Origin of the sequence: Acidovorax sp. Root267 (assembly GCF_001429215.1) — a bacterium.
Lineage (GTDB): Bacteria > Pseudomonadota > Gammaproteobacteria > Burkholderiales > Burkholderiaceae_C > Acidovorax > Acidovorax radicis.
In genome coordinates this window covers 347,622-373,379 of record NZ_LMJC01000029.1, presented here as the reverse complement: position 1 = coordinate 373,379, position 25,758 = coordinate 347,622, and the positions used below count along the sequence as shown (strand labels likewise).

21 protein-coding genes are annotated in these 25,758 nt (G+C 66.7%); 9 read left to right on the top strand and 12 right to left on the bottom strand.

The window, feature by feature from the left end:
* The first annotated feature begins 40 nt into the window (after positions 1 to 40).
* Positions 41 to 778 carry a Crp/Fnr family transcriptional regulator gene (locus ASE39_RS18080; protein WP_035196981.1) on the top strand — a complete coding sequence of 246 codons (738 nt, stop codon included), beginning with the start codon at positions 41 to 43 and terminating at the stop codon, positions 776 to 778.
* A gap of 29 nt (positions 779 to 807) precedes the next feature.
* Here ASE39_RS18080 and ASE39_RS18075 read toward each other — a convergent pair whose 3' ends face one another.
* The gene (locus tag ASE39_RS18075; RefSeq protein ID WP_010462853.1) at positions 808 to 2,511 is read right to left on the bottom strand and encodes a methyl-accepting chemotaxis protein; all 1,704 of its coding nucleotides are present in this window, start codon (positions 2,509 to 2,511) and stop codon (positions 808 to 810) included.
* A 398-nt stretch (positions 2,512 to 2,909) separates the two neighbouring features.
* Between ASE39_RS18075 and ASE39_RS18070 the strand changes: the two genes are divergently transcribed.
* From ASE39_RS18070 to ASE39_RS18045, 6 genes are all read left to right on the top strand, one after another.
* Positions 2,910 to 3,806: a DUF4394 domain-containing protein gene (locus tag ASE39_RS18070; RefSeq protein ID WP_057272029.1), complete on the top strand. Its 897-nt coding sequence runs from the start codon at positions 2,910 to 2,912 to the stop codon at positions 3,804 to 3,806.
* Positions 3,803 to 4,468 (top strand): methylamine utilization protein, encoded by a 666-nt coding sequence (locus ASE39_RS18065; RefSeq protein WP_057229434.1) that lies wholly within the window; start codon positions 3,803 to 3,805, stop codon positions 4,466 to 4,468. Before ASE39_RS18070 ends, ASE39_RS18065 begins: the two co-directional genes overlap by 4 nt.
* A complete protein-coding gene (locus ASE39_RS18060) occupies positions 4,468 to 6,810 on the top strand; it encodes an EAL domain-containing protein (protein ID WP_057272028.1) in 2,343 nt (780 codons plus the stop codon). Before ASE39_RS18065 ends, ASE39_RS18060 begins: the two co-directional genes overlap by 1 nt.
* A gap of 372 nt (positions 6,811 to 7,182) precedes the next feature.
* Entirely contained in the window at positions 7,183 to 8,010 is an 828-nt protein-coding gene (locus ASE39_RS18055) for a pseudouridine synthase (RefSeq protein WP_057272130.1), read from the top strand.
* Positions 8,011 to 8,064: 54 nt separating this feature from the next.
* Positions 8,065 to 9,330: a permease gene (locus tag ASE39_RS18050; protein ID WP_057272027.1), complete on the top strand. Its 1,266-nt coding sequence runs from the start codon at positions 8,065 to 8,067 to the stop codon at positions 9,328 to 9,330.
* 135 nt (positions 9,331 to 9,465) lie between these two features.
* On the top strand, positions 9,466 to 10,401 hold the full coding sequence (locus ASE39_RS18045; protein WP_057229428.1) for a hypothetical protein: 936 nt from the start codon (positions 9,466 to 9,468) through the stop codon (positions 10,399 to 10,401).
* Between the two features lie 39 nt (positions 10,402 to 10,440).
* Here ASE39_RS18045 and aqpZ read toward each other — a convergent pair whose 3' ends face one another.
* Positions 10,441 to 11,136 carry an aquaporin Z gene (gene aqpZ / locus ASE39_RS18040; protein ID WP_010462839.1) on the bottom strand — a complete coding sequence of 232 codons (696 nt, stop codon included), beginning with the start codon at positions 11,134 to 11,136 and terminating at the stop codon, positions 10,441 to 10,443.
* Positions 11,137 to 11,460: 324 nt separating this feature from the next.
* On the opposite strand from aqpZ, the gene htpG reads away from it, so the two are divergent.
* Positions 11,461 to 13,437, top strand: a complete 1,977-nt coding sequence (htpG, locus tag ASE39_RS18035) for a molecular chaperone HtpG (protein WP_010462837.1) — start codon at positions 11,461 to 11,463, stop codon at positions 13,435 to 13,437.
* Positions 13,438 to 13,559: 122 nt separating this feature from the next.
* Here htpG and ASE39_RS18030 read toward each other — a convergent pair whose 3' ends face one another.
* Positions 13,560 to 13,868, bottom strand: a complete 309-nt coding sequence (locus tag ASE39_RS18030; protein WP_029413997.1) for a hypothetical protein — start codon at positions 13,866 to 13,868, stop codon at positions 13,560 to 13,562.
* A 312-nt stretch (positions 13,869 to 14,180) separates the two neighbouring features.
* Here ASE39_RS18030 and ASE39_RS18025 point away from each other — a divergent pair, with 312 nt between their 5' ends.
* Entirely contained in the window at positions 14,181 to 17,663 is a 3,483-nt protein-coding gene (locus ASE39_RS18025) for an IPTL-CTERM sorting domain-containing protein (RefSeq protein ID WP_242421482.1), read from the top strand.
* 141 nt (positions 17,664 to 17,804) lie between these two features.
* Here the strand turns inward: ASE39_RS18025 and ASE39_RS18020 are convergent, their stop codons facing one another.
* The 9 genes from ASE39_RS18020 to ASE39_RS17980 form a co-directional block, all read right to left on the bottom strand.
* Complete coding sequence (locus tag ASE39_RS18020; protein ID WP_010462833.1) at positions 17,805 to 18,509, bottom strand: response regulator transcription factor; 705 nt, start codon at positions 18,507 to 18,509, stop codon at positions 17,805 to 17,807.
* Positions 18,510 to 18,696: 187 nt separating this feature from the next.
* Positions 18,697 to 19,761, bottom strand: a complete 1,065-nt coding sequence (locus tag ASE39_RS18015) for a serine/threonine protein kinase (protein WP_057272025.1) — start codon at positions 19,759 to 19,761, stop codon at positions 18,697 to 18,699.
* Between the two features lie 45 nt (positions 19,762 to 19,806).
* Positions 19,807 to 20,904 (bottom strand): DUF2855 family protein, encoded by a 1,098-nt coding sequence (locus ASE39_RS18010; protein ID WP_057272024.1) that lies wholly within the window; start codon positions 20,902 to 20,904, stop codon positions 19,807 to 19,809.
* 85 nt (positions 20,905 to 20,989) lie between these two features.
* Entirely contained in the window at positions 20,990 to 22,426 is a 1,437-nt protein-coding gene (locus ASE39_RS18005) for a bifunctional serine/threonine-protein kinase/universal stress protein (protein WP_057272023.1), read from the bottom strand.
* Entirely contained in the window at positions 22,423 to 23,181 is a 759-nt protein-coding gene (locus tag ASE39_RS18000) for a metallophosphoesterase family protein (RefSeq protein ID WP_010462828.1), read from the bottom strand. Before ASE39_RS18000 ends, ASE39_RS18005 begins: the two co-directional genes overlap by 4 nt.
* Before the next feature lie 136 nt (positions 23,182 to 23,317).
* Positions 23,318 to 23,701 carry a DUF1304 domain-containing protein gene (locus ASE39_RS17995; RefSeq protein ID WP_010462827.1) on the bottom strand — a complete coding sequence of 128 codons (384 nt, stop codon included), beginning with the start codon at positions 23,699 to 23,701 and terminating at the stop codon, positions 23,318 to 23,320.
* A gap of 4 nt (positions 23,702 to 23,705) precedes the next feature.
* Positions 23,706 to 24,122 carry an organic hydroperoxide resistance protein gene (locus tag ASE39_RS17990; RefSeq protein WP_010462826.1) on the bottom strand — a complete coding sequence of 139 codons (417 nt, stop codon included), beginning with the start codon at positions 24,120 to 24,122 and terminating at the stop codon, positions 23,706 to 23,708.
* A gap of 72 nt (positions 24,123 to 24,194) precedes the next feature.
* Positions 24,195 to 24,659: a MarR family transcriptional regulator gene (locus ASE39_RS17985; RefSeq protein WP_057229411.1), complete on the bottom strand. Its 465-nt coding sequence runs from the start codon at positions 24,657 to 24,659 to the stop codon at positions 24,195 to 24,197.
* Between the two features lie 270 nt (positions 24,660 to 24,929).
* Positions 24,930 to 25,748, bottom strand: coding sequence for a crotonase/enoyl-CoA hydratase family protein (locus tag ASE39_RS17980; RefSeq protein ID WP_057272022.1), 819 nt, complete (start codon positions 25,746 to 25,748; stop codon positions 24,930 to 24,932).
* Positions 25,749 to 25,758 lie beyond the last annotated feature (10 nt).

The following is a 25,758-nucleotide window of genomic DNA, read 5'->3' as shown; positions in this document are numbered from 1 at the left end:
CAGGGCCCGAACCCCCAACCCTTGTTGATATTGCACTGCCATGGACTCACGCATGAACCAGGATTTGTCACTGCACCAGCGGCGGCGCCCCCCCACGGCGGACGAGCTGGACGGCATCCCCTGGCTGCGCCTGCTCCTGCCTGTCGAGCGCGAGCGGGCCGTCGCCTCGCTGCTGGTGGGGGATGCCAAGGCGGGTGATTATGTGTGCCGCGTCGGGCGCCCGGTGACCTACTGGTTTGGCGTGGTCGAGGGCCTGCTCAAGATGAGCACCGACAACGCGCAGGGCCAGACCATGACCTACGCCGGCCTGCCCCCGGGTGGCTGGTTTGGCGAGGGCACCACCATCAAGCGCGAGCCTTACCGCTACAACATCCAGGCACTGCGCAAAAGCGTGGTGGCGGGCTTGCCCATCGACAGCTTCCATTGGCTGCTGGACCATTCCATCGGCTTCAACCGCTTTGTGATGAACCAGCTCAACGAGCGGCTGGGCCAGTTCATCGCGGCCCGCGAGATCGACCGCCTGAACAACCCCGATGTGCGCGTGGCCCGCAGCCTGGCGTCGCTGTTCAACCCCGTGCTGTACCCGGGGGTGGGCGAGGTGCTGCGCATCACGCAGCAGGAGCTTGCTTACCTGGTGGGCCTGTCGCGCCAGCGCGTGAACGAGGCGCTGGCCGCGCTGGAGGCGCAGGGCGCCATCCGTGTGGAATACGGCGGCCTGCGCGTGCTGGACCTGGCCGCGCTGCGCTCCAGCATCTTTCAACTCCAAGGCGGCGGCTGACCGGGGCGCTGCCGGGGTGCCGCTGAAGCTCAGCGGGGCAGGGACGGCAGCTTGCCGCGGGGCTGGTGCGAGGCCTGCAGGCTGGCGCGCTGTGCAGGCGCCGGGACGGGGGATGCTGCCGGGGCCGACGCGCTCCAGCTGTTTTCTGCACTGCCTTCGCGGGTGAGGCGGAAGGTGCCCACCATCTGCGTCAGGCGTCCTGCCTGGTCCTTGAGGCTGTCGGCGGCGGCAGCGCCTTCTTCCACCAGGGCTGCGTTCTGCTGGGTCATTTCCTCCAGTTCGCCCACGGCGTGGCTCACGTGGCCGATGCGCTGGCTCTGTTCCTGTGTGGCAGCCGTGATTTCGCCCATGATGTCGGACACCCGGCGCACGGACAGCACCAGCTCGCCAATGGTCTTGCCCGCGTGGTTCACCAGGGTGCTGCCCTCCTGCACCTGATCCACACTGGCGCCGATGAGGGCCTTGATCTCGCGCGCGGCGTTGGCCGATCGGCCCGCCAGGTTGCGCACCTCGCCCGCCACCACCGCAAAGCCCCGGCCCTGCTCGCCGGCGCGGGCGGCTTCCACCGCAGCATTCAGCGCCAGGATGTTGGTCTGGAAGGCGATGCCGTCGATCACGCTGATGATGTCGGCGATCTTGCGCGAGCTGGCGCTGATGGTGTCCATGGTGCGGACCACCTGCGACACGACCTCGCCGCCGCGCGTTGCGGCGTCCGATGCGGTGGAGGCCAGCTGGTTGGCCTGGCGGGCCGAGTCGGCACTCTGCGACACCGTGCCGGTCAGGTCCACCAGCGAGTTGGCCGCGCTTTGCAGGTTGTGCGATGTTTGTTCGGTGCGCTGGCTCAGGTCCAGGTTGCCCGATGCCACTTCAGAGCTGGCGACCAGGATGGAGTCTGCCGTCTGGCCGATCTCGCCGACCAGCGTGCGCAGCCGCTCCTGCATGGCGGCGATGGCTTCGAGCAGGCGGCCGGTTTCATCCTGGATGCGCACTTCGACTTGCGAGGTGAGGTCGCCGCGGGCAATGCGCTCGGCCACCACCACGGCACGGCCAATGGGCGCCGTGATGCTGGTGGTGATGCGCCACGCAATCAGCGCGCCGAGCCCGATGGCCAGCAGCACGAGCAGACCGCCCACCACGCGGGCCTGGCTCTGCGTGTTTTCGGCCGACGCCGTGGCTTCGGCGTTCAGCGTGTTCTGCAGTTCGACGAGCTCGCCGAGCTTGCTGCGCCACGCGGTTTCGGCGGGGGCCACGCGGGTCATCAGCGTCAGGGTGGCGCTCACGGTGTCGCCATCGTCGGTGGCCTTGATGGCGGCGTCGAGTTCGGGGCGGGTTTTTTTGCCCATCGCCTGCACCTCGCCCAGCAGCTTGAGCTCGGCGGGGGTGGCGCTGGCGGGGGTCAGCAGTTCGGCCAGGGCGGTTTCCTGGCGGGTGTAGTCCTTGAGCGTCTTGGCCACCGCATCGATCTGCCCGCGCGCCTGTTTGGGGTCGATGTCGTTGAGCATGGCGGCGGAGCGGCTCTGGATGCCAATGGCACTCACGCTCTCCAGCATGCCGTTGACCAGCTTGGACTTGTTGGCGCCGATGCCGGTGATCTGGAGCATCTGGTCATGCACCTTGCCCACCGAGAGCTGGCCCACGGCGGCCACCGCCACCAGCAGCACCAGCATGCAGCCAAAGCCCAGGCCCAGCCGGCTGGAGATCGACAGGGATTTCAGTGACGTTGCGGCCTGCATGGTGTTCCTTGGTGTCTCTGGGGACAGTGAATCGGGTGGGAAGTGCGAAGCAATAACGGTGCCCGTGTCAGCTGCCCGTCTTCCGGCATTGCTTTGTGCGCAGTCCCAAGGCAGTGTAGGCAAAAATTACAAAATGTGTCATGACGCTTGCGGATAGTGGTATGCCCGATGTGCATGGCTCATTTGTTACAAATACCCGGATGGCTGCATGGCGCAACTGCTGCCTGGCTGGCGACAGTTGTATCGCTGAATTGTGGGTGAAAAATGGCATTTGCGCTTTTATTTAATGGCTATTGTGCTATATAAATAATAGCAAATCAATGGTTTGACAGTGGCCCGTCACCCCCAAGGGGTGCGACCCATCAGGTATAAACCCGTTACAGATGTGAGGCATTCCGATGAAATCGTTTTCCTTCTCCCTGGTGCGCCCCACGGCTGCCGTTGCGCTGATGGGCGCCTTGCTGGCAGGCTGTGCCACGGCGCCGTCCCCCGAGTCGGGTTTGCGCGAACAGGTCGTCGCGGTGACGACCTCGCACGAACTCATCACCTTCCATGCCGGCCAGCCGGAGCGCATCCTGGAGCGGCGTCCCGTCACGGGCCTGCCGGCGGGTGAGCGGCTGGTGGGCATCGACTTTCGCGTGGCGCGCGGTGTGCTCTATGCGCTCTCGCAGGCGGGCCGCCTGTACACGCTCGACATCCCCACCGGCGCATTGCGCCCCGTGGGCCCCGCACCGGCCGTCGTGGGCTTGCGGGGCACGGCCTTCGGCTTTGACTTCAATCCCGTGGCCGACCGGATTCGGGTGGTGTCGAACACGGGCCAGAACCTGCGCCTGCACCCCGACACCGGTGCCGCCGTGGACGGCGACCCGGCCGTCGAGGGCGTGCAGCCCGATCCGACCCTGCGCTATGCATGGAGCGACACCAACGCCGGCCGCGCACCCGACATCGCAGGCGCCGCCTACACCTACAACACACAGGACAGCAAGATCACCACCAACTACGCCATCGACCGCGCGCTCGGGGTGCTGGTGATGCAGGGTTCGCGGGAAGGCACCACCCCCGTGGTATCGCCCAACACGGGCCATCTGCGCACCGTGGGGCCGCTGGGCCTGCCGCCACTCATCGACGTGGCGTTCGATATTTCGGACGTGGGCAACGTTGCCCTGATCGCCGTGCGCACGTCCGCGGACAGCCAGACCCGGCTGCACCTCGTGGACCTGCGCACGGGGGCTGCCAAGCCGCTGGGCAAAGTGGGTGAAGGTGCCCCCCTGCTGGGCATGGCCATCGAACCATGACAACCTGCGGCCATGCCCAGCACACCGGGGCTTCGCCGGCCCTGACCGGCGTGGTTGTGTTGTCTGTGGTGTCTATGGTGTGTTTGGCAGGCCTGTCCACCGCTGCGCAGGCCACCACGGTGCAGGTGGAGGTGCTGGATGCGGCAGGCAAGCCATTGGCCGATGCCGTGGTGTTTCTAGAATCCGCCGATGCGCGCAAGGCGGTCAGGCCGCTGGCCGGCGCGGAGATGGCGCAGGAGAAACGGCAGTTCGTGCCCGGCGTGCTGGTGGTCCCCGTGGGCACTGAGGTGCGTTTTCCCAACCACGATTCAGTGCGCCACCACGTCTATTCGTTCTCGCAGACCAAGAAGTTCGAGCTCAAGCTCTACACCGGAACACCCTCCAATCCCGTGCTGTTCGACAGCCCGGGCGTGGCCGTGCTGGGCTGCAACATCCATGACCAGATGGTCGGCTGGATTCTGGTGGTGGACACCCCGTACTACGCCCGTACACCTGCCGCACCGGGCCGGGCGCAGATCGACAACGTGCCGCCCGGCGCGTACACCTTGCGCACCTGGCACACACGGTTGCCCGTGGGCGCCCCCGCGCAGGAGCAGGCACTCACCGTGCCCGCCACGGGGGCCGCTGCCGCATCGGTGCGTTTGGCGGGGCTGCAGCCTTGATGCAGTTGCGCCTGCTGCGGCGCAGCCTGATCCTGCGGCTGGTCGGGCTCTCGCTGTTGCTGCTGTTGATCGTGCAGGCTGCGGGCTTTGCGGTGGTGCGAGCCACCATCGACCGCAATGCACGCGCGCAGATTGCCCAGGCCCTCGACCTGGATGAAAACGTGTGGCGCCGCCTGCTGGAGCAGAACGCCGACAAGCTGCGCCAGGGCTCGGCCTTGCTGGCGGCCGACTACGGTTTTCGCTCGGCCGTGAATTCGGGCGACGAGGAGACCATCCAGTCGGTGCTCGAGAACCACGGCAGCCGCATCGGAGCGGCGGTCACCGCGCTGCTGGGCACTGACCTGGAACTGCGCGCGGTCAGCCTGGCGGGCAACATGGAGGCGTTTCCGGCCACCTTGCGCGCGCTGGTGCCGCCACTGGCCGCCCAGCCGCAGGGCAGCCAGATCGCGGTGATGGACGGTGTGCCCTACCAGTTCGTGATGGTGCCGCTGCGCGCGCCGGTGGTGATTGGCTGGGTGCTGATGGGTTTCCCGGTCAACCAGCCGCTGGCCGACGAGATGCGGCAACTGCTGTCGGTGCACGTGGCGCTGGTCGTCCAGGGCGCGGACGGCACCGCCAAGGTACCTGTGAGCACGCTGCCGCCGGGCTCCCTGGCGCTGCTGCAGCGCCAGGGGGTGCCCTCCGGGGAGCTGCAGACGCCCGAGGGCACCTTGCTGGCCCGCGCCATCCGCCTCGATAGTGTGGGGAGCGAGGTGCAGGCGCTGCTGCTGCGTTCGGTGGATGAAGTGCTCGCCCCTTACCGGCAGCTGCAGGTCCTCCTGGCCATCATCACCGTGGCAGGTGTGCTGCTGTTCGCCGTGGGCACGGGGCTGGTGGCCCAGCGTCTGACCACGCCGCTGCGCTCTCTGCTGGCCGCCACGCAGCGGCTCTCGCGCGGTGAATACGACGTGCCGCTGGAACACACCGATCGCAGCGACGAGATCGGCAACCTCGCGCGCTCGTTCGACCACATGCGGGTGGACATCGGTGCGCAGCAAACCGAGATCCGCCGCCTGGCCTACTGGGACCGGCTCACCGGCCTGCCCAACCGGGAGCGCTTTCGCGAGGCGGTGGTGTTGGCCATTGCGCACAGCACCGGCGGCGCGGCGCCCCAGCACCCGCTGGCCGTGCTCACGCTCGACCTGGACCGCTTCAAACACGTGAACGACGTGCTCGGCTACGCGTTTGGCGACCGCCTGCTGCAGGCAGTGGCCGAACGGCTGCGCCAGCAGGTGCCATCGCCCGACAACATGGTGGCCCGCCTGGGCGGCAACGAATTCGCCGTGCTGCTGCAGGGCGCCGATGCGGCCACCGCCCACGCCACGGCGCTGCGCATCACGCACTCGTTCGAAGAGCCGCTGGCGTTCGAGGACCAGACGGTGGACCTGAGCGCTGGCATTGGCATTGCCTGCTGGCCCGGGGACGCCGATGATGCAGACACGCTGCTGAGCCGCTCCGAGATCGCCATGTATGCCGCCAAGCGCAGGCTCAGCGGGGCGCTGCAGTACGACGCATCGTTCGATTCGGCCAGCACGCAGACCCTGTCGCTGCTGACCGAGCTGCGCCACGCGGTGGAGCACCACGAGCTGCGTCTGTACCTGCAGCCCAAGGTGCCGCTGCACGGGCAGCCCGGCCGGGCCGCCGAGGCCCTGGTGCGCTGGCAGCACCCGCAGCGTGGCCTGGTGCCACCCATGCAGTTCATCCCGTTTGCCGAACAGACGGGGTTTGTGCGGCAGCTCACGCTGTGGATGTTTGAAGAGGTGGCGCGCCTGCTGGCGGACCCGCGCACCCAGGGCCTGGCATTGCGGGTGTCGGTCAACCTGTCCACGCGCGACCTGCTGGACCCGGAACTCAGCACCCGCCTCGCCGACATCCTGGTGCGCCATGGTGTGCTGGCCAGCGCCTTCTGCCTGGAGATCACCGAAAGCGCCATCATGGACGACCCCCAGCGCGCCGAGGCCATGCTCAACCGCCTGTCGGAGCAGGGCTTCAAATTGTCGATTGACGACTTCGGCACCGGATATTCGTCGCTGGCCTACCTCAAGCGCCTGCCGGTGGACGAACTCAAGATCGACAAATCGTTTGTGATGGGCATGGAGACGGGCGAGGACGACGCGATGATCGTGCGCTCGACCATCGACCTGGCGCACAACCTGGGGCTCACCGTGGTGGCCGAGGGGGTAGAGACTGCAGCCATTCTGGAGCGCCTGCGCACCCTGGCGTGCGACGAGGCGCAGGGGTACCACATTGCCCGGCCTTTGCCGGTCGATGATTTCCTGGCCTGGCAGGCGCGCCAGGGGTAAGCTTCTGGTGCTTTTCACTGGTCGCGACGACCCTTTGTGCATTGCCGACCCGTTTTCATTTTTGGCACCTCTGGCCCGCAGGCGAAAATACGCGCAATGTCCTCTTCCAGTCCCCGCCCACCTGCTGGCCCCGTTCCTGCCCCTGCTTCCGGCGCAGGCGGCCCAGCCGCCTCTGCCCCCGCAGCATCCCCCACGCGCCCCGTGCTGCGTCGCCCCACCGTGGCGGCCAAGGCTGCGCCCGTTCGGCCCGCACCACCGCCCCGGCCCGCCAGAGCGCCGGCACCCCCCAACTACCGCACAGCGTCGGGCCCGTTTGTGGCGCCCATCAAGCAAGCCCCAGAACGAGCGTCCGCGACCGTCACGGTGAACGGCATGGTCAGTTCCCGCCTGAACAAGCGCATGGCCGAGCTGGGCCTGTGCTCGCGGCGCGAGGCGGACGACTGGATCGCCCAGGGCTGGGTCAAAGTCAATGGCCAGGTGGCCGAGATGGGCGTGCAGGTGCTGCCCACCGACCGCATCGACGTGGACAAGGTGGCCCAGGGTTTTCAGGAACAGCGCGTCACCATCCTGCTGCACAAGCCCATGGGCTATGTGAGTGGGCAGGCCGAAGATGGCCACACGCCCGCCGTGGCGTTGATCAACCCCCGCACGCACTGGCGCGACGACCCCAGCCGCAACCGTTTTTCGCCGCCGCAGCTGCGCGGACTGGCGCCTGCGGGGCGGCTGGACATCGACTCGGTAGGCCTGCTGGTGCTGACGCAGGACGGCCGGGTAGCGCGCCAGCTGATTGGCGAGGACTCCACGGTCGACAAGGAATATCTGGTGCGTGTGGTTTACCAGGCACCGGGTCAGGCAGTGCCACGCCATCCCAGTGAACGCTCCGCGCCGCTGCAGGAGATTGACGAGCGCGATCCTGTCAGCACCAATGTGCAGGCGGTGTTTCCGCCCGAATTGCTGGATCGCCTGCGCCACGGCCTGAGCCTGGACGGCGAGCCGCTCAAGCCCGCCAAGGTCGATTGGCAGAACCCCGAGCAACTGCGGTTTGTGCTCACCGAAGGCAAGAAGCGCCAGATCCGCCGAATGTGCGAGCTGGTGGGCCTCAAGGTGGTGGGGCTCAAGCGCATTCGCATCGGGCGCATCACCTTGGGAAATCTGCCGGTGGGGCAGTGGCGCTACCTGTCTCCCAACGAGCGGTTCTGAGTGCCACCAGGCTCCCGCGTCACCGCATCGCATCTTCTGAACGGAGCCTTCTCCATGCCCACCTCACCGCGCCCGCGTGCCGATGCTGCCAACGCCGCCAGACCCAATCCGCTGCGCCAGCTGCGCGCGTCCGACTTGCGGGGGGTGGCTCGGCTGGCCACACAGGCCACGACGGGCATCAGCCGGGTGGCTGAGGGTGTGCACCAGTCGGTGCTGGGCACCCTGGGGTTGCCCGGTGGGCAGCAGCCGGGCCAGGCGCGGGGCCTGACCGGGCTGGTCTACCAGAGCATTCGGGGCGTGACACGCCTGGTCGATGCGGGCCTGCAGGCAGGTCTGGCGCGGCTGGAGCCGTTTTTTGAATCCGATGTGCCGTCTGCCGCAGTGCAGTGGGAGCGCGAGGCCGTGCTGGCTGCCCTCAACGGCGTGATGGGCGACCGCCTGCAACGCGACAACAACCCGCTGTGCACCCGCATGGGGTTCTACCGGGATGGGCTGCCGTTGGACCTGCCCGCCCTGGCCGCCAGCGGTGCGGTCACCGGCAAGGTGCTGGTGCTGGTCCACGGCCTGTGCATGAACGATCTGCAGTGGCTGCACCAGGGCCATGACCATGGCGCCACCCTCGCGCAGGCGCTGGGCTACACGCCGGTCTACCTGCGCTACAACACGGGCCTGCACACGTCCGCGAATGGTGCCGAGCTGGCAAACCAGCTGGAGTCCCTGGTGGCGGCCTGGCCCATGCCCGTGGAGGAGGTGGCGGTGCTGGCGCACAGCATGGGCGGTCTGGTGGCCCGCAGTGCCTGCCACCAGGCAGCGGCTGCGGGGCAGGGCTGGCTGGGGCTGCTGCGGCACCTCGTATTTTTGGGCACGCCCCACCATGGGGCTCCGCTGGAGAAAGCGGGCCACTGGGTGGACACCCTGCTAGGCAGCACGCCGTATTCCCGGCCTTTTGCAAAGCTGGCGCAGCTGCGCAGCGCGGGCATTACCGACCTGCGCCATGGCCATGTGCTGGAGGCCGACTGGCAGGGCCGTGACCGCTTCGGGCGGCACCCTGACCGGCGCACCCCAGTGCCCCTGCCCGAAGGGGTGGCCTGCCATGCCGTGGCCGCCACTCTGGCAGCGCGGCGCAGTCCTGTGGCTGAGCGGCTGGTGGGGGACGGGTTGGTGCCATTGCACAGTGCCCTGGGCATCCATGATGATGCGAGGCGAACCCTGGGTTTTGCCAAGAGCCGGCAGGCCGTGTTCCACCGGATGGGCCATCTGGCGCTGCTGGGTGATGCGGGCGTGGCACGGCAGCTGGAGCAATGGCTGGAGCCCGCGTGAAGAGAAGAAAAATCCAGGGAACAAGATAGAAGAGGGAAAGCGGCCCGGATGGTCCGTTTTTCCCTGCCAGCGGTCTTGCCGGGTGTGGGGCCGCCGCTACCATGTGACCACAAGATATGTAACAAGGAGAAGCTAGTGAGCGACGTGAAATACCGCCTGGTAACCCGCAGCGACTTTGACGGCCTGGTGTGCGCCGTGCTGCTCAATGAGCTCAACCTCATCGACGAGATCACCTTCGTCCACCCCAAGGACATGCAGGATGGCAAGGTTGCCATCACCAGCCGCGACATCACCACCAACCTGCCCTATGTGCCCGGGGCCCACCTGGTGTTTGACCACCACGAGTCCGAGACCATTCGCAATTCGGGCCGACGCGATGAAAACCACATCATCGAAGCCCATGCCCCGTCGGCGGCACGCGTGGTCTACAACCACTACGGCGGCAAGGCGGCCTTTCCGCGCATCACCGACGAGATGATGGCGGCCGTGGACCAGGCCGACTCGGCCCAGTATTCGCGCCAGGACATCCTCGACCCCCAGGGCTGGGTGCTGCTGAACTACATGATGGATTCGCGCACGGGCCTGGGGCGCTTCCGGGAGTTCCGCATCAGCAACTACGCGCTGATGATGGACCTCATCCAGTACTGCCGCGACCACACCATCGAAGACATCCTGGCCCTGCCTGATGTGCAAGAGCGTGTGACGCTGTACCGCGAGCAGGCGGCCAAGGCCAAGGACCAGCTGCAGCGCTGCGCCATCCGCATCGGCAAGCTGGTCGTGCTCGACCTGCGCGAGGAGGACACCATCTGGGCGACCAACCGTTTCATGATCTACGCGCTGTTCCCCGACTGCAACATCTCCATCCATGTGATGTGGGGGCTGCAGAAGCAGAACACGGTGTTTGCCACCGGCAAGTCCATCCTGGACCGCAGCAGCCAGGTGCACATTGGCAACCTCATGCTGGAGTTTGGTGGCGGCGGACATGCGGCTGCGGGCACCTGCCAGGTGGCCAACGACAAGGCCGACCAGATCCTGCAGTCGCTGGTGCAGCGCATCACGATCGAGGGCTGATCACCCGGAGCACGGCCCGCAGCCCGTGCGGGAGTCGTTTCAGTCGTCGCTGAGCAGCGCGCGGTAGATGGCTGCGCCCAGCAGAGCACCCGCAATGGGGGCGGCCCAGAAGACCCACAGTTCCGACAGCGCATAGGCCGGGCCAAACAGCGCCGGGCCGGTGCTGCGGGCTGGGTTGACCGAGGTGTTGGTCACCGGGATGGAGATCAGGTGGATGAGCGTGAGGCACAGGCCAATCGCCAGCCCGCCAAAGCCGCTGGCCGCGCGTTTGGCCGTGGCGCCCAGGATCACGATGAGGAAGATGGCCGTCAGCACGACCTCCGTCACCACAGCAGCCACCAGCCCATAGCCGCCGGGGGAGTGTTCGCCATAACCGTTCGTGGCAAAGCCGCCGATGTCTGCGCCTGGCTTGCCCGTGGCAATGAGATACAGCACACCCGCCGCGGCAATGGCGCCCAATACCTGGGCCACCACGTAGCCGGGCAGCTCGGACGCCTTGAACCGGCCCCCCAGCGCCAGCCCCACCGACACGGCGGGGTTGAAATGCCCGCCCGAGATCGGTCCCAGGGCGTAGGCCCCTGTCAGCACCGTGAGGCCAAAGGCCAGGGACACGCCGACAAAACCAATGCCCAGCTGCGGGAAGGCGGCGGCCAGCACGGCACTGCCGCAGCCGCCCAGGGTCAGCCAGAACGTGCCGAGGAACTCGGCGGACCATTTTTGAAGGGATGTGGGCATGGCAGGAAGGCTCCGAAGGGAAGGGGCAAAGGATTTGAAGGCCGCCCCTCGCAGAGCAGCTTCAGCCGCGTGCATCTTATGGGGTCTAAATGACAAAAAATACTGCCAACTTCCTGCAAATTGTCAACAATCTTCAGCGTTGGCCGGCTTTGGGGGGCGAGCCCAGGTAGCGAGGACGGGTGGTGCGGGGGTTTGCTGCGCAGGCCTGCCCTTGAAATCAACCAGTCTGCCCCGAGGTGAACACGCGCGAACGCCTTTCCTCGCCGACCTTCGGCGCGCAAAAGGCGTTCTTTTTGCCCCCTACACAGCAACCCCCAAGACACCATGAGCACCAAACAGACCCTGTCGTTCCAGGCCGAAGTGGCCCAGCTGCTGCACCTTGTCACGCATTCGCTGTATTCCAACCAGGAAATCTTCCTGCGCGAGCTGATCTCCAATGCCTCGGACGCGTGCGACAAACTGCGTTTTGAAGGCCTGAACAACTCTGCACTGTTCGAGGACGCCCCCAACCTCGAAGTGCGCGTGACCTTTGACAAGGATGCCAAGACGCTCACCATCACCGACAACGGCATCGGCATGAGCGAACAGGAGGCCATTGACCACCTGGGCACCATTGCCAAGAGCGGCACCAAGGACTTCATGGGCAAGCTCAGCGGCGACCAGAAGCAGGATGCCCAGCTCATCGGCCAGTTCGGCGTGGGCTTTTATTCAGGCTTCATCGTGGCCGACAAGATCACGGTCGAATCGCGCCGCGCCGGCCTGCCCGCCGACCAGGGCGTGCGCTGGGTGAGCGGCGGCACGGGCGACTTCGAGGTCGAAGCCATCACCCGCGCGCAGCGCGGCACCAGCATCATCCTGCACCTGCGCGACGACGCCGAGGAATATCTCAATGCCTGGAAGCTCAAGCAGGTCATCGCCAAGTACTCCGACCACATCAGCCTGCCCATCCTGATGGAAAAGGAAGAGTGGAAAGACGGCGAACTCATCACCCCCGGCGACGAAGCCGGCGGCCGCCAGCCCGGCGGCATGGTCAAGACCGGCGAGTGGGAAACCATCAACAAGGCCAGCGCCCTGTGGACCCGCCCCAAGAAGGACGTGACCGACGAGCAGTACGCCGAGTTCTACAAAACCATCAGCCACGACCACGAAGCTCCGCTGACCTGGGCGCACAACCGCGTCGAGGGCAATACCGAGTACACGCAACTCCTGTACATCCCCGCCAAGGCGCCATTCGATCTGTGGAACCGCGACAAGAAGGCGGGCGTGAAGCTGTATGTGAAGCGTGTGTTCATCATGGACGACGCCGAGGCGCTGCTGCCGACCTACCTGCGCTTTGTGAAAGGCGTGATCGACTCGGCCGACCTGCCCCTGAACGTGAGCCGCGAGCTGCTGCAGGAAAGTCGCGACGTGCGCGCCATCCGCGAAGGCTCGACCAAGCGCGTGCTGAGCATGCTGGAAGACCTGGCCAAACATGACAAGCACGACGCGTCGGCCAACGCGGATGGCGTGACCGACGTGGTGGATGCCGACGACAAGGCCAAGGAAGGCAAGTACAGCCAGTTCTACGCCGAATTCGGCGCTGTGCTGAAAGAAGGCCTGGGCGAAGACTTTGGCAACCGCGAGCGCCTGGCCAAGCTGCTGCGTTTTGCGTCCACCACCAGCGATACCGCCACCGTGGGCTTTGCCGACTACAAGGCGCGCATGAAGGAAGGCCAGGAGGCGATTTACTACATCACTGCCGACACCCTGGCCGCCGCCAAGAACAGCCCGCAGCTCGAAGTCTTCAAGAAGAAGGGCATCGAAGTGCTCTTGATGACGGACCGCGTGGACGAGTGGGCGCTGAACTACCTGCACGAGTTTGATGGCACCCCGCTGCAAAGCGTGGCCAAGGGCGCGGTCGATCTGGGCACGCTGCAGGACGAAGCCGAGAAGAAGGCCGCCGAAGAAGCCGCCGAAGCCTTCAAGCCCGTGCTGGCCAAGCTCAAAGAAGCGCTCAAGGACAAGGCCGAAGACGTGCGCGTGACCACGCGCCTTGTCGATTCACCCGCCTGCCTGGTGGTGCAGGACGACGGCATGAGCACCCAGCTGGCCCGCATGCTCAAGCAGGCTGGCCAGCAGGCGCCCGAGACCAAACCCGTGCTGGAGGTGAACGCCGAACACGCTCTGGTCAAGAAGCTCGACGGCAGCGTGCACTTCCACGACCTGGCGCACATCCTGTTTGACCAGGCGCTGCTGGCCGAAGGCGGCCTGCCCGAAGACCCCGCTGCGTATGTGAAACGCGTGAACGCCTTGCTGGTGTAAGAGTTGAGGCCAAATGGACCGCTGGCGCATGTATATCAAGCGCTATAAGCTATTGAAATAATAGCAAACCCCGATCGCGCCTGGCGCCATCGGGGTTTTTTTATGGGGCTTTCCGAGGCTGTTCAGTCTTCGGGCTGTGCCTGCTCCAGGATGCGGCTGTGCGCCTGGTTGCGTTCCTGCGGGTCGGTGTCGATCAGCTCCTTGAGCGCGCCCTCTGGTACGCGCTGTCCCTTGCGCCGGTCGTTCTTGACCGGCAGGTTGCGCCAGCCCGAGAGCACCAGCCAGTCCCACAGCTCCCGGGGCACCGGGTGGGTGATGGCCATCTTGACCTCTCCCCGCAGGATGACGGTGCCCACGGCGGGCAAAGGCCCCACGGGGGCGGGCCTGCGCTTCTGGCGAATGGAGAGGAGCGTGCGAAACATGTCCTTCATGGGTGGGCCAACTCGCGGTGGATCAAAGATGGCGCAGCATAGCCCAGGGGTCCCCAGCCGGTCCACCACCTGTGCTGCCCACAGGGAGGGTGCGCGCCCGTGGTGCAAACAATACGCAATACCGTTCACAACTGTTAACGATTGTTGCTGGGCGGATTGCGCACCCGTCCGTCGATAAATTCCAACCCAGCCTTGGTCCGTGGCGGCCACGGCACATCCACGCACTCCCATGCATTTTTTGCCAGCCCATCGGGGCCTGGTGAGGTTGCGGCGTGGCCGGAAGTTGAAGCCATTCACCTCAGGAGAATTTTGATGCTCTATCGATTGACGCGACCCTGGATGAGCGCATGCGCCTTCTGGCGCGCGCAGACATCCAGCGGGTCCGTGCAGCCGGCCACAAGCCCTGCCACCCCGCAGGCGCGGGTTGCCCCGCGCCCTGTGCAAAGCGCGGTACGCCGCTTTCGCTGGCTCTTGCTGGCCGGTGGCTTGTTTGCGGGGGCTGCCATGGCGCAGTCCGCCGACCTGGTGGTCAACCATGCAGACTCCCCCGACCCCGGGCCCGCTGGCGGCATCTTCACCTACACGCTGCGCATCGACAACAACGGCCCCAACGGCGCTACCGGCGTCACCCTGGTGGACACCCTTCCGGCGGGTTCCACGTTCATCGACGTGAACACCACGGCGGGCACCTGCAACCAAGCAGGCGGGACCGTCAATTGCGCGCTGGGCAACATTGCGTTCAACACCAACCAGACCGTGACCATCCGCGTGCGGCTGCCCTCTGCCGGGGTGTGGACCAACACGGCCACGGCCTCCAGCGCCACGTCCGATCCCAACACCAGCAACAACGTCAACAGCGTGCAGGACACCACCGCCACGCAGGCGGCGGACCTCGCGCTCGTGGCCACGCCTTCGGCCGCCAACGTGGTGGCCGGCCAGGCCTACAGCTATGCGCTGCAGGCTGCCAACAACGGCCCGAACGCGGCCGATGGCAGCCAGCGCATCACCTTCACCGTGCCCAGCGGCGCGTCGATCACGGCAGCGCCTTCGGGATCGGGCTGGTCGTGCACACCGTCCAGCGGGTACCCGCTGAGCAGCGGCACGGTCACCTGCACGCGCACGGGCACACTGGCCAACGGAGCGTCCGCCTCGGTGCTGACGGTTCCCGCCGTGTCCAATGTCAATGGCACGGTCACGGCGGCCTTTGCCATCGATGGCATCAAGCCCGACAACTCCGCCATGCCCGATGGCAATACGTCCAACAACACCACCTCGGCGGACGTGACGTCCGCTTCGGGTGCCGACGTGTCCATCACCAAGACAGCCTCCAGCTCCAACGTGGCCCAGGGCGCCAATGTGGTGTACACCCTCACGCCACGGCTCAATGGCGGGGTGTCGCTGGTGGGCCAGCCCGTCACGGTGACCGATACGCTCGGCGCGGGGCTCACCTTCGTGTCCGCTGTGGGCACGGGCTGGACCTGTGACGCCACGATCACCTGCTCGCGCACGGAATACACCGGCGCCAACTTCACCAACATGCCCGTCATCACCGTGACCGCCACGGCCAACAGCGCAGGTACGCTAGGCAACACGGCGGGCGTCAGCACGCTGCTGTCCGACCCGGTGCCCGGGAACAACTCGGCCTCGTTCAACGTGACGGCCAGCAACGATGCGGACATGCTGCTGACCAAGACGGCCAGCATCAACCCTGTGGTGCCGGGCCAGGCGTTCAACTACACGCTGACGGCGCGCAACGCCGGCCCCTTGGCGGTACCCAACGGCCAGGCCATCACCATCTCCGACGTGGTGCCTGCCGGTGTGACGCTCAACAGCCTTGTCAGCGCCACGGGCTGGACCTGCGATGCACTGCCCTTTGTCGGCAACGGCGTGGCAGCCTGGAACTGCACCCGCTCCACGGGCCTGAACGCGAACTCCAATGCGCCTGCCGTCACCGTGTCCGCCGTGCTGGCCAGCGCGGGTACCGTCACCAACAATGCCTGTGTGGCGCTGGGGGTTGGTGCGCGAGTGGACAGCAATGGGGCGAACAATTGCGTGGGCGTGGGCGTCACTGCCACGGCCACCCAGGCTGACCTGCGCGTCGTGTCCAAGACGGCTGCGCCGGACCCCGTGGTCGCGGGCCAGAACCTGACCTACGTCATCACGGTCGACAACGTCGGCCCGGCGGCTGCCACCAACGTCATCGTGTCAGACACGCTGGCCAGCCTGGTGAACACCGGCGGCTTCCAGTCCGCCGTGGCCTCGCAAGGCAGTTGCACCCCCAACGGCGTCACCAACGGTACTTCGCAGAACCTGAGCTGTAACCTGGGCACGCTGAACTCCGGGGCGCAGGCCACGGTGACCGTGGTGGTGCGCCCCAGCATCGCCGTCACCGGACCGCGCACCAACACCGCCACCGTGCGCTCCCCCGACGTGGGCGACCCCAACCAGGCCAACAACAGTGGCAGTGTGACCAGCCAGGTTACGGCCATCGTGGACGTGACCGCCGCCAAGACGGCCACGCCTTCCACCGTTGCGGCTGGGGCACCCATCACGTTTGTGGCAACGATCGGCAACACGGGACCTTCCACCGCGCAGACCGTGCAGATGGTGGACACCCTGCCGTCCAATGCTGCCTTTATCGACGTGGTGAGCGTGAGCGGGGGGGGCAGCTGCGCGCCCATCGCCGCAGGCACGGTGGGCGGAACGCTCACCTGTAACTGGGCCAGCATCAATTCCGGCACGCAGCAGACGGTGAACTACCGCATGCGCCCCCTGGGCAGTGCAACGGGCAGCACGGTGGTCAACAGCGTGGCCGCCACCACGGCCACCACCGAGTCGAACACCGCCAACAACAGCGCCACGACCTCCACGCCCGTGACGGCGGCGCAGCTGGACATCCTGGTGAACAAGGTGGACAGCTCTGACCCGGTGGACCTGGGGCAATCGACGACGTACACCATCACGGTGAACAACAGCGGACCGTCCTTTGGTACCAACGTGGTGATGACCGACGTCTTCCCCGCGCCGGGCTCCTCGCCCACGGCCACCTTCAGCTACCAGGGCGCGCTCACGGTGAATGCCGGCGGCGCCTGTACCGAACCCACCGTGGGTGCGACCAGTGGCACGCTGATCTGTAGCTTCCCGGGGCTGAGCAGCGGCCAGAGCGCCACGATCACCTACGCCATGCGCGCCGAGACCCTCACCGTGGCAGGCGCCACCAGTGGCACCGCCTTCAACCAGGCGAGTGTGGTGGTGGAAGAAACCGAGACCACGCTGGCCAACAACGTGGTGACGCATGACACCACCGCACGCCGCTTCACCGTGGCGACCGATCTGGCGCTGAGCAAGACCGCAGCAGCCGGACCTCTGGCCGCCGGTGCGCCGATTGACTACACGCTGGTGGTCACCAACAACGGCCCGTTGGCGAGCAATGGTGCCCAGGTGGTGGATACCCTGCCACCGGGCGTCAACTTTGTGTCCGCTGCGGGCTGCGTCAACTCCGCAGGTACCGTGCGCTGCGCTGTGGGCGCACTGGCAGTGGGGGCTTCGCGCACCTTCACCATCAGCACCACGCTGGCGTCTCCTTACAACGGCGCTCGCCCCCTGGTGAACACGGCCACGTTGGACGCACCGGGCGACACCAACCCCAGCAACAACACCTCCAGCGCAACGACGACCGTGTCGAACCTGCCGGTCAGCGGTATTCCCACGCTGTCGGAATGGGGCCTGATCCTGCTGGCGGCCTTGCTGGGCCTGATGGCCTGGCAACACCCTGCCATCGGCCGCCGCCGGTAGCCCTGGGCACAGCCGCCGTCGCGATCACTTCGCGGCGGCCGGTGGAACGCCAAAAGGCCAGCACGCTGCAAAGCGTGCTGGCCTTTTTTGTGGTCAGGGTGGGGCGGATGGCGGCTGATGCAGTGCCTTCCGCGTGGCCGTTCAGGGGCGTAGGTTCGCCAGGTCCACCGTGTCCAGCCGGTAGCCCATGCCGTAGATGGCGGTGATCGTGTAGCCGTGGGCCTGCTGCGCCAACTGCAGCTTGGCGCGCAGGCGCGAAACGTGGGTGTCGAGCGAGCGCGAAGGCGCTTCGCTGCGTTCGCCCCACACCGCTTCGCGCAGGTGTGCGCGCGACAAGAGCCGCCCCGCGTTGCGGAACATGAAAAGGGCCAGCTCGTATTCCCGGTTCTTCAGTGTCAGCGGTTCTCCTTGCAGAAACAGCAGCCGTTTCTCCGGGTCGAACCGGTAGGGGCCGAAAGCCAGCTGCTCGCCCATGGCCTGCGGGTACGCCCGCCGCAGCAGGGCCGCCACGCGGGCGACCAGCTCACCCACCCGCAGGGGTTTGACCATGTAGTCGTCCGCGCCACGGTTGAGGGCCTCGATCACGTCGCGTTCTTCGTTGCGGCGTGTGACCAGCAGGATGGGCAGTTGCTGGCCGGCCATCTCGCGCAGGCGCTGGATGACCTCGATGCCGTCCATGTCCGGCAAGTGCCAGCCAGAGATCAGCAGGTCAAAGGTTTCGTGCCGTGCGTCCTTGAGCAGGCTCGCACCGCTGGTATAGAAATGGCACACATGGTGGTGGCGCTCAAGGGCGCCCCGGATCATGTCGGGCAAAAGGGGGTCGTCGTGCAGGACGGCAATGCGCATGATGTCGGTCTTCGGGCGCAGGCGCCCTTCACAGGTCAGAAATCGCCTTTCCAGGAAGGCATCTCTGGATGTTGCGCGACATCGCGCCCCTGTGCACACGGGTTGACAATCGTTTGCAATGGGCGGTGCGCCATCGCGCCCGCCCGCCCGGGCCCTGGCGCCTAAGGCGGCGCAGGGAGAGTTCGTCTTACACCGCCAGGGGCTCTTCCTGCATGGCCTCGATCTGCTCGATCAACATGTCCACCTGCCCGCGCCAGTAGTCGCTGGTGCCAAACCACGGGAAGTTCACCGGGAAGATCGGGTCCTGCCAGCGGCGCGCCAGCCAGGCGCTGTAGTGGATCAGGCGCAGCGTGCGCAGCGGCTCGATGAGCGCCAGCTCGCGGCGGTCGAAGCTGCGGAACTGTTCGTACCCTTCGATCAGTGCGCTGAGCTGGTGGGTGCGCTGGCGCCGGTCGCCCGACAGCAGCATCCACAAGTCCTGCACGGCCGGCCCCATGCGCGCGTCGTCCAGGTCCACGAAGTGCGGGCCACCCCGGCCCCATTCGTCCAGCGGCGTCCAGAGGATGTTGCCGGGGTGGCAGTCGCCATGCAAGCGGATGGGGGTCGCATCTTTCAAGCCAAATGGGGCTCCAGCGCTTGATGGATAAGCGCTGGCAGCTATCAATTCAAGAGCTTTTTCGCACTGGGCCTTCCACAGGGCCTGCATGTCGAGCGGGATGATTGCCTGGGCCAGCAGCCAGTCGTACGAAGCCGTGCCAAAACTCTGCAGGTCCAGCAGAGGGCGGTGCACAAAGGGTTGGGCTGCGCCCACGGTGTGGATGCGCGCCAGAAAACGGCCAATCCATTCCAGTACCTCAAAATCATCCAGCTCGGGCTGCCGGCCGCCACGCCAGGGGCTGACCGAAAACGCGAACCCATCGTGCTGGTGCAGCGTGCTGCCGCTCAGCATCAGCGGTCCCACGGCGGGTACCTCGGCGGCCATCAGCTCGGCGGCAAAGGCGTGTTCTTCGAGGATCTGCGCTTCGCTCCAGCGGCCCGGGCGGTAGAACTTGGCCACCACGCGCTCGCCATCCTCCAGCGTGACCTGGTACACCCGGTTTTCGTACGACGACAAGGCCATGAGGCGCCCATCGCCATACAGGCCCACGCCGGCCAGTGCGTCCAGCACCTGGTCGGGGGTGAGGCGGGCGTAGGGGTGCTGGTCGGCGGCGGCGTGGGTGTCGGGCGCGGGTTCAGGGGGCAGTGGGGTCATGCCCCATTGTCGCTGTCTGCCCAGCCCTCAGCTGCCCGTGAAATGTCAGCCCGGCAGCATGGTGGCGATATGGCCTGCGCGCGGGTCGCCGCTGCCGGCCAGCACGGCGGCAAACAGCGCCTGCGTGGCCTCGGGCCCCGTGTGGTGCTGCACCACCAGCCAGGGGGTGGAGGCGGTCTGTACGGCGGCGCTGAACTGGTTCCAGGCCGCCACCAGGCGGTCGTTCAGGCCCTGTGCACCCCAGTCGGTGTGGCGCTTCTTGACCTGGGCAGGGGCAAAAAACATCACCGGGCGCGGGCCGGGCAGCTGGCCCGCGCCGCCCAGGTCCTGCACATGGCTGGCACCCACCGAGCAGCTGTAGGACAGGCCCGTGAAGTGGGCGTGGATGCGCTGGCGCAGGCCCACGCTGCCCGCAAAGTCGATGTACACGCTGGGCGTGGCGTCGTCAATCTGCGATTCCAGCGCGTCGTAGGTGACCACGCGGTCGTAGCAACCCAGGCTTTCGCAAAACGCCACATTGCCGAGTGAGGTCAAGCCGATGACCTCGATGCCTTCGCGCTGCGCGAGCTGGAACGCGGTGCCGTAGGCCGTCTTGCTCGATGCGCTGGACAGCAGCATGCGTTGGGCGCCAAAGAACTGCTGGTCCTCCAGAAAGTCGTCGATAAGCCACGAGGTGATGAACAGCGGCCGCAGCAGCGCCTGCACGTCCTCGTTGTCGGTGCGGTACAGCGGGTCGGTGCTGGTGCGCAGGTAGTGGTTGTAGACGGCGTGCAGGCCCGCGCGATGGGGCGCACCGTCGCTGAAACCGGCCGCGTTGGCGCGGTGGGGCGAGAGCACCGCCTGGGTGCCCATGGGCCAGTAGCCATAGAGCCGCTCGCCCACGGCCACGTCGGGGTGCATTGACTCGGTCACCGTGCCAAAGCCCCACACGGGCACGATGCCCCAGCCGGGCTCGCCGGTGGGGAAAAACTGCCAGTAGTTCAGCATGTCGCCCAGGGCGGCATAGGTGATGTTGTTGGACGTGAGGGCGAACGAATCGACCCGCACGCGGACCTGGCCTTCGGTGAGGGCGGAGTCTTCGGCGGCCGACAGGCGGGTGGTGGCCAGGTTGTCCTGGCGCACGAGGAGGGTGGTGGTGCTCATGCCACCACGCTAAACGAAAGCCCGGCGCGGCTCAAGCGGGCCGCGCCACCTCGGCGACAGCGGGGCCCACTTCTTGAACAGGCGCTTAGCCTGAGAACGTCTGCCCCAGCTGCTCGAACGGCAGCGCCTCCTTGACCAGGATGACGGTGCAGGGCGCATCACGCGCCACGCGGATGGGCACGGTGTCGATGAAGCGCTGCATCTGCAGCCCGTGGGTGGCGGCGCCCAGGATCATCATGCTCACGTGGTTGCTGGCTGCATAGCGCACCAGCGCCTGGGCCACGTCGCCCGCTTCGAGCACGTGGTAGCTCACCGTGTGCCCGGTCAGGTCCAGGGCCTGGGTCCACTGGCGCAGGCGGGCCATGTGCTGGCGGTGCAGCGTGGTTTCGCTGCGGTTGCTGTCGCTGGTGCTGCTGGCGCCGGGCGAGATCACCGTCACGCAGGCCAGCCGCGCGCCGGGGCGGATGCCCAGCGAGCGGGCCACGGCCTGGCGCAGCGAGTACAGCGTGGCATCGCTCACATCGGCATGGGGCACGGCGACCATGAGGATGGGTGTGTCTTCGATCTGCGCTGACGGCAGGGGGCTGGGCGTGTAGTGCATGCCGGCCGCCCGCAGCCAGCGCCGCAGGTGGGTGCGCAGGGATGTCCCCTGTGTGCGCTCGCCGCGCTCTGTGATGAGCACCTGGTCGGGGTGCGCCAGGTCAAAGGCGAGGTGGGCGGCCGAGGGGTAACGGTGGGAGGCCTCGGGCTCCAGGCAGCGCAGGATGATCTCCTGCAGCCAGGGCGGGATGTCGGCGCGGTGCTTGCGCGGGGGCGCGGGTGTCATCCACAGGCGCTGGCGCATGCCACCGCGGGTGGTGGGGGCACCAAACGGCAGCTCGCCCGTGGCCAGCTCGTACAGCATCACGCCGATGGCGAAGATGTCGCTGCGCGGGTCGCCGCGCACGCCCACCACCTGCTCGGGGGCAATCCACGCGGGCGAGCCCACGGCCTGGCGCATTTCCTCGGCCAGCAGGTCGGGGTAATGGGCGTGGCAAGAGAGGCCAAAATCCAGCAGCACGGCGTTGCCGTCGGCCTTGATGAGCACGTTGGCAGGCTTGAGGTCCAGGTGGCAGACGTTCTGCTGGTGCAGGCTGTGCGCCGCATGGGCCGTGGCCGCGCCCAGGCGGGCTATTGTTGAGGTGTCGCAGCGTTCAGGCGAATCCACCCAGTGTTGCAGCGTCTGGCCGGGGATGTACTCCATGACGAGGAAGGGCAGGCGCACGAGGTCGCCCGCCGCTACAAAACGCGGCACATGCGGGCCGCTGAGCACGGGCAGGATCTGCAGCTCCACCTCGAAGCTCACGATGTTCTCGGCGCCATCGCCTGCCGTCATGCGCGGGATCTTCATCGCCATGGCAAAGCCGGGGCTGCGGCCTTCCTGTGCGTAGTCCACCGCATAGATGTGCGCCATGCCGCCCGCGTGGATGCAGTCCACCACACGAAAGCCGTCGATCTCGGTGCCGGCGGCCAGCAGCTTCATTGGCCGTGCTCCAGGCGGTCCGCGTAGAAGCCCGGCAGGCCTGCCGCGCGGATGGCGGCGGCGGCGGCCAGGTGGTCATACGGCACGCGGTAGAAGGTGATCTGCCGTGCCGTGTCGTCAAACAGCGCGTACATGGCGCGCGCGTCACCGTCGCGCGGCTGGCCCACCGAACCCACGATGCCCAGCCACTGGCGGTGCGGTGGCACGGGCACGGGCACGCCGGGCTCGGGCGCAAAACGCATGAGCTTGGCGGTGGGCGTGAGGAAGTACAGCGCCTGTGCGTGCACATGGCCGCAGAACACGTAGCGGATGGCCGGGTCGATGGCCTGGGCCGCCGTCATGCTGCGCTCGGCGGCGTTGGAGTCCTCCACATAGCGCCATTGCTCGGGCGCATCCACGCTGGCGTGCACCAGCAGCGCACTGGTCCCCAGGCGCGCGGTGAGGGGCAGCGATTGCAGGAAGGCGATGTGGCTGTTGCCGAGCTGGTCGTGGGTCCACTGCGCGCCCATTTCGCTGCGATTGCGTGGTGCGGCGGGTGGTGCCAGCGCCATGGCGTCGTGGTTGCCCAGCACGCAGAGCGCGCCTTGCTGCGCGAGCGCTCGCGCCTGTTCGACCACCGCCACGGGTTCGCCACCATAGCCGACCAGGTCGCCCAGCAGCGCGAACTGCTCTGCACCCTGGGCGCGGGCGTGCTGCAGGCAGGCGTCCAGGGCCTCGCGGTTGGCGTGGATGTCGGACAGCAGGGCGATCTTCATGGGGTTGTCTCCAGCCCCATCATCGCGCGTGTCGCTGAATGCCAGCTTGCAAAGGCCGATGGGCCTGTGCGGATTTCAATAAAAAATAGCTGCCAACGCTTACTGAGTAAGCGCTGGAAGCTATGATTTTTGATGCTTAGTGGTTGCGCTGTGTGGCGGGCTTGTCAAAGGCCAGCACCAGGCCCAGTGCAATGATCGCGGGCAATGCCTGGCTGAAGAAGATCTTGGGCGCTGCCGTGGCGGCGCCAAACACCCCGGCCACGATCACGCAACCCAGGAAGAAGATCTTGAACAGCCGGTTGCTGGTGAACAGGCCCCAGAACAGGCCGGCCGCCAGGAATCCGTTGTACAGACCCTGGTTAGCCGCCAGCGTGGTGGTGGCGTCGGCCAGCTCTTGCGTCAGGTTGAACGTCTTCATCCCCAGCGGCTTGTTCCAGAAGAACATCTCCAGCACGAGGATGTACACATGCTCGATGGCCACCAGGGCCACCGCGATGCGGGGAATCAGCAGGCGGCCCATGGTCTTAGACGATCGTGATGGTCACGTCGATGTTGCCGCGCGTGGCGTTGGAGTAGGGGCAGACCTGGTGGGCTGCGTCCACCAGCTTCTGGGCGGTTTCCTTGTCCAGGCCGGGCAGGCTGATGGCCAGGCGGGCGGCGATGCCGTAGGCGTTCGGGATGGGGCCCAGGTCCACTTCTGCGTCGATGGACACGTCCTGGGGCACAGGAATGCCGATCTTGCCGCCGACGGCCTTCATCGCGCCGATGAAGCAGGCTGCGTAGCCGGAGGCAAACAGCTGCTCGGGGTTGGTGCCGGTGCCGGCCGTGCCGGGCGAGGACAGCTTGACTTCCAGGCGGCCGTCATCGGTCTTGGCGGCGCCATCGCGGCCACCGGTCACGTGGGACTTGGCGGTGTACAGGACTTTTTCGAGCTTGGTCATGGTGTCTTCCTTGCGGTTGTTGCCCACTGGCGGGCGGTGGAGGGAATCGGTGTTTGCGTTGTCTGCAGGCCGTCAGCGTTGCTCGCTGAGCCGGTCTCGCAGCTGCTTGAGTTCGGTGGTCAGGGCCGTCAGCTCGGCAATCGAGCACTGGCTGCTTTGCAGCACACAGGGCGGGATGGTCTCGGCCTGGTCGCGCTGTGCGCGGCCTTGCGACGTGAGGGTGATGCGCACGCGGCGCTCGTCCTGCACATCGCGCAGGCGGGCAATGTGGCCCTGCGCCTCCAGGCGCTTGAGCAGCGGCGTGAGCGTGCCGGAGTCCAGAAACAGGCGCTCGCCCAGCTCGGACACCGTCACGCCATCCTGCTCCCACAGCACCAGCATCACGAGGTACTGCGGGTAGGTCAGGCCGATCTGGTCGAGCAGGGGCTTGTAGAGCTTTGTCATCGCCAGCGAGGCGGAATACAGCGCAAAGCAGACCTGGTTGTCCAGCCGCAGGATGGCGGGGCTGGGAGTGTGGGGTGTGCTGTGGCTGGGCATGGGGTGAATTGTGAGCGTGAATTCAATTGTGTGCAATTGAATTGTGAAAAACATTGTTAATGGATGGGATTGTGTCGGTGGGGGAGCGGCGCCGCGCCATCGGTGCTATTTGCGCGCTCCGCTTGCGCAGGCGGGGGTGCTGTGCCCCTTCACTCTCGGGAAATTGCTATCAATAGCAGAGCTTCTGGCGCATGATTCATATGCGCTAGCGGCCGATTAGGCTTGAAATTTGGCATGTAGTGGTTCGGGCGACGACGAGCCACCAGGCCCTCAGCGCCCGCTGAACTGCGCGGGCCGGCGCTCGACAAACGCGCGCACGCCTTCGGCGGCGTCCTCGCTGTTGGCCAGTTGCTTTTGCACCGGGATGAAGTCCGCCACCGCAGCCGCCTGGCCTTGCTCGATGGCCTTGAGCACATTCAGGCGAGTGGCGACCACCGCACGCGGCGCCTGTGCGGCAATGCGCTGGGCAATCGCCAATGCCTCGTCCAGCTCCTGGCCAGCCGGCACCACTTTCTGCACAAAGTTCAGGCGGTACGCCTCGGCGCTGCCAAACTCGTCGGCCGTGAGCAAATGCAGCAGGGCATTGCCCATGCCCGCGCGCTCGGCCATGCGCAGCGTGGCGCCACCTGTGGCCATGATGCCGCGCTGCACCTCCATCTGCGAGAAACGGCAGTTGTCGGCCGCCACCACGATGTCGGCGCCCAGCATCAGCTCGATGCCCACGGTGAAGCAGATGCCCTTGACCGCCACCACCATCGGCTTGGCACGGCGCCGGTAGCCGGGCAGGCCGTAGTCGTGGGGCTCCACCAGGCCCTCGGGAATGGCCTTCTCGCCGCGCTGCATGTAGGCGCTGACGGCGGGCAGGTCCAGGCCTGCGGTGAAGTGGTCGCCCATGGCATGCAGCACACCGACGCGCAGGTCGGGGTCATCATCCAGTCGGGTGTAGGCCTCCGCCAGCTGGCGGAACATGGGGGGCGTCCAGCCGTTGCGCTTGGCAGGGCGGTTGATGCCGATCAGCAGCACGTGGCCAAGCACCAGGGTGTCGATGCAGCCCTCGGGCGGGGGCGTGGTGGGGGTGATGTTTGTCATGGGCGCGGGT